4 protein-coding genes are annotated in these 4,687 nt (G+C 47.6%); all 4 read right to left on the bottom strand.

Features of this window, described 5'->3' with window-relative positions; translation table 11 throughout:
- Positions 1-1,386, bottom strand: a 1,386-nt coding sequence (locus H6S82_RS19120; RefSeq protein ID WP_191056566.1) for a hypothetical protein, incomplete at its 3' end; no start/stop codon positions are given.
- A gap of 87 nt (positions 1,387-1,473) precedes the next feature.
- Entirely contained in the window at positions 1,474-2,526 is a 1,053-nt protein-coding gene (locus tag H6S82_RS19125; protein ID WP_242057020.1) for a TIGR03943 family protein, read from the bottom strand.
- An 84-nt stretch (positions 2,527-2,610) separates the two neighbouring features.
- Positions 2,611-3,639: a permease gene (locus tag H6S82_RS19135; protein ID WP_190475594.1), complete on the bottom strand. Its 1,029-nt coding sequence runs from the start codon at positions 3,637-3,639 to the stop codon at positions 2,611-2,613.
- Between the two features lie 56 nt (positions 3,640-3,695).
- On the bottom strand, positions 3,696-4,687 hold a 992-nt coding region (locus tag H6S82_RS19140), incomplete at its 5' end, for an RRXRR domain-containing protein (protein ID WP_191056567.1).

Consider the following 4,687-nt stretch of genomic DNA (forward strand, 5'->3'; position numbering starts at 1 on the left):
GGGAGCATCTGACTGCTGTCCTACCGGTATGGGCGTTGTAGTAGGTTGGTCAAATAGGAGGGCAATACCATCAGGTGATAGACTGATTTGCACCTGTCGCTGATTTGGCAGTACCAAGAGGGGTTTCATTTCAGATGTTTTGAGGTTGATGGTGACAATATATGGTTGTTCTTGGTACTGTTCGCCGGAGATAAGTTTGGTGAGCAAACAATAAAGAGTTTGCCCGGTAGGATCGAATTGGGCGCTTAAAATTGAGCCGGTAATTCGCAAAAGTTCTTTTTCGATTCCCTGATTGGTTACTAGATACAGCGATCGCGTGTAATCTGTGTTAAATTTCACCATCGCCGCTTGAGTACCATCTCTGCTAAAACTAGCCACTGTACCGAATTTGGGCAAAAAATCGAGAGGTTTATCCTGGGGTGCTTCTAAGGGTACGATCGCCAATCCTTCTGCTTGCGCGATCGCTAAAGCTTTGCTGTCAGGCGTAATCAAAAAATCCCCTCCCGGTTGTCCTTCCAGGGGTTTGGCTATGGGACGATCCGATCGCTCCATTTTCACTATCCAAATGCCAAAATCCGATGGATTGCGCCGATTCATCCGCTGCACTACAATTGTTTTTCCATCCGGCGACAGGTCAAACTTGAGATTTTGGTAGTCTTTATTATCTAAAATCAGCCTAATTTTACCGGCTGGTTCTGGATTTGTCGCTTGGGAGCCTGGAGATTGCGGATCTATACCGGTCGTCACTGTGTAGAGATTTTGTTCCAGTACTGCTTGACCTGCGGATCGGCGATCGCTTGCGGAAAACAAAATGCGACGCGAGTCGGGATAAGGCTTAAAATCGCTCACCAATAAATCTGCTGGGGTCAGGGCGATCGGTTTTGGTTCTGGAGCGCTGAGATTGACTAACATCAAGCGTCCGGCTTCACTTCCTTCTACACCCAGGTAAACAAAAGCGCGATCGCGGGTGCGGAATTTACTTGTAAAAGGTTGGATTGGCGTTCCTTTTTCTGGCGAAGCAAATCTGTCTTTTGCTCCGAGCAACTGCACTTTATATTCGCTGCCGTAGGGGGCTGGTGCGATTAAAGTATATGCCATTTTCCGTCCCGCCCAACTAAATTTTCCCGGTAGGGGTGGATCGATTTGCAAATTTGCTTCCACGCTGGTATGGTTCATGGGGCGGTTAAAAGTCAGGATAAAGCGGTTATCTTCAACGCCGATTTGTTTATCCTGCCAGTTAAAATCGCGCACGCGGGGAGCCGATCCATCACCTTGGAATAACAGTAGCCCAATGAGCGCAGTCAGGACGAGCATAACTGTAATAGCAACCCGGTCAAGCGGCTCTATGAATTTTAAATTTGGGATTTTGAATTTCTGATTGGTCATTGGCGATCGGTAATTGGTTATTAGCGATCGATCGTTACTCATTAGCTTTTCACAAATGGCTAATAGGTGATGACGGATGGCTAATAACTAATAATCATAGGGGTTTTTAGGTTCGGGAATTAGTTTGACCGAGCTTGCCTGAATAGTCAATTGGCGTTTACCGCCGAAGTTTTCGGTGATCATCTCACCTTCCACTTCTAACCATGTATCGGGTTTGAAGTCTCTGCGGAGTTGGGACGAAGTATCCGTGTCGATCGACCCAGATTCTGAGCCAGAAGTTTGGGTGTTGATGCTTTGTTTGCCCAGTTTAACTGGTAAACCTACCGGATAGGCATCTGCGGCGCAGCAGGTAAGTATAAAGCGAGAAAGTAAAAGGTATTCTGGGGGTAATTCTGGAGGATGAACGGCAAAACCCTGCACTTTCACTTTTTGTCCGGTATAAGCGTCGGGTTCTGGATAGGCATTTAAAGTTCTTACCCAGTCTATGAGCGATCGCTCTTCGGGGCGTTTGGCACTCCGAAATTCTTGGGGTTGCGATCGGGTCATCGTCAAGGAATCGGTTATGCCTCTAGATAATGCGGTTTGGCTGGTAAACGGTCGGGGTGCGATCGTAAAACCCAAGAGCGCCCCTGTCAAAAGCAAAGCGGTACTCCAACCTGGGGGAAATAAGGAAATGTGTTGGGCTTGGGAATTGGAGAGGGGAGGAGGGAAAGCAGAGGGTTGATTTTCTTTAGTTCGATCGCGCCGCGATGAAGATTCTTTCTTGAAACCGAAGAGTTGGCGCATCAGCCCGCCAGCTGTAATTACTAACCAAAGTACAGAGGCAATTAATGTCTTTCTAACTTGTGGAGCGGCAATATTGTCCAGTCGCCCCACGAGCCAACTATTTTGTACGGTGTCAGATTGATATCTGTTCCTTTGTGGATTCAATAGGAGCGAAAGACCTCTGAGAGAGCCAATCGCCAACAGCATAAAACCTGCTGCGATTACCAACCAAAAGTAATCGGGATGAATGAGCAAATATAACTTGCCCGTAAGCCAATATCTCAGGAGCAATATGCCCCAGGCAATGATGGCCAATACATCTAACCAGCGCAGTAAGGAATTTGGGATTTGGGATTTGGGATTTTGGATTGTCATCGGTGAAAAGAGCGGAATTTCAGATTTTAGATTTCAAATTGAATAGTTTCAATTTGGAATTTTGTGAGCTTTGCCACACAGCAATTAGCCAAAAGCAAATTGATAAAGCAAAGTAAACAAGAAGGTAAGTTGAGCTGCGAGAGCCAATAAATAAATTACCGCCCTTGGTTTGAAGACTGACAGCAGCAACCCAATACCTTTGAGGTCTATCATCGGGCCAAACACCAGAAATGCTAACAAGGAACCGCTGGTAAATGCAGAAGCAAAGGAAAGGGCAAAGAACGAATCGACTGTCGAACAAATAGATACTACTGCTGCCAATACCATCATGGCTAAGATCGATGTAATCGGACTTTGACCCAAACTGAGGATAATTTCGCGAGGAGCCAGGACTTGAATAGAAGCTGCGATCGCACTTCCTACGATTAATACTGCCCCTAATTCGCGCAGTTCCTGCACTGTATTGTCCAGAAACAGACGCAGGCGATATTTCATCGGTTTTGTTACCTTGGCGGGAGCTGCGGTCATGGGGAATGAAGCGCTGTCCATACGGAGGACTTTACCGGGCCCACTCAGTAAAAAAGTACCGGATTGCAATAAAGCTGGACTGGCATTTTCTCGGTTAGGTATTTCAGACCAAGCGCGTTTGGGGGGTGGGACAGCGCAGGCGGTGGATTTTTGTAGCAGCGGTCGCAAGTCAGCTTGAGCGCTGAATATCCAGCCTATAATGGTGGCTATGGATAGGGAACATACTACGCGCAGCACAACAATTTCCGGTTGATCTCGAAATGCTGTCCAAGTTGCCCAAATCACGATCGGATTGATTGTCGGCGCTGCGAGTAAAAATCCGATCGCTACCGGTGCGGGTACCCCCTGCATCAGCAACCGCCGCGCTACTGGCACATTGCCGCACTCGCAAACCGGAAACAGAAAGCCCGCTAAACTTCCGGCTAAAGCTCCCAGTAAAGGATTGCGAGGCATAGCTGCACTTAAGGAGCGTTCATCGATAAATAATAGCAGCAAACCTGAAAACAGAACTCCCAGTAGCAGGAACGGTATCGCCTCTACTAGCAAACTCAGGAATAGGGTAAAAGCATTCTGGAATTGATTCATCTGATTATTGCGGGAGACTCCGGCCTCAGCGAAGCAGGCCGGAGAGGGATAGCTTGTCAAATTTGATGGTTCGATGCCATCAAATTTGACAATCTCCGGTTTGGCAGCACGATTAAACCCGTGCTTCGCTGTACCAAACGGACTTTGTTTTTACTGAACTGACCTAACCGTTTCCAGTTTCGGTCTGAAACAGAAACCTGTTTTTCGGTATCGCCGCTTACCCAGCCCTGATGCGTTTTGCTGCCTTGAGTTGCCATTACCAAATCGCCTTTCCTGAAACCATGCCGAGTAACACTGCCGCCATACTTGCGGCGAATACAACCTTTGCTCGAAACCATTAAATGCAATTGACGGCGGCAAATTGGTGGGCGGCGAATCACCGTAAATGGTGCTGGCGTAATCCGAACTTCGCCAATCCAACCCATTGTTTGACGGTCAACAATGCCATACCGAATAAATGCTTGGCAGGCTAATGCTGTGCCATCAACTGCATGAGTGGCCGGGATAGCATCCCCTTTGGAATGCTTCTGTTTTTCTAATCCAAGAAAGCAGCGGGTATTCGCCGTCTGCCAGCCTTCGTATTGCTTGACTTCTCCATACTTTTCTAAGTTTTTAAGTTGCCATTTCTGGCCGACCATAACAGGACTAAATCCTTTGTCGCCTACTGCTTTTACGATTTCGTAAACGACATCGGTAAGCGGGTAAATTGACGACAACTCGCCAATTACTCGCAATTCCAATTCGCGATTAGCTCTGATGCTGGGAGGTACTTTGCGTTGGCGTCGATTGTCAAATCGCTGCTGGCGGTGAGCGCGTTTGTCGAACGAAATCTTGCGGTTGATTCGACGACCTCTACGCCCTCTCCTCATCATTCGCCGTTGTTCCATCCGCTCTCGAACTGTTTTGAACGGCAACTGAAGATGTGGCAGCCAGAGAGTAAACTTAGCTGACTGAACGCCGATTCCCGTGTAGAGTTTACCTGGATCGATACCAACAGCAATTGGCTGCGTTCTTTCACCTTTCGGGTATTCAATTAACTGGACTTGGA

Origin of the sequence: Planktothrix sp. FACHB-1355, assembly GCF_014748295.1 — a bacterium.
Classification (GTDB): domain Bacteria; phylum Cyanobacteriota; class Cyanobacteriia; order Cyanobacteriales; family Aerosakkonemataceae; genus Aerosakkonema; species Aerosakkonema funiforme_A.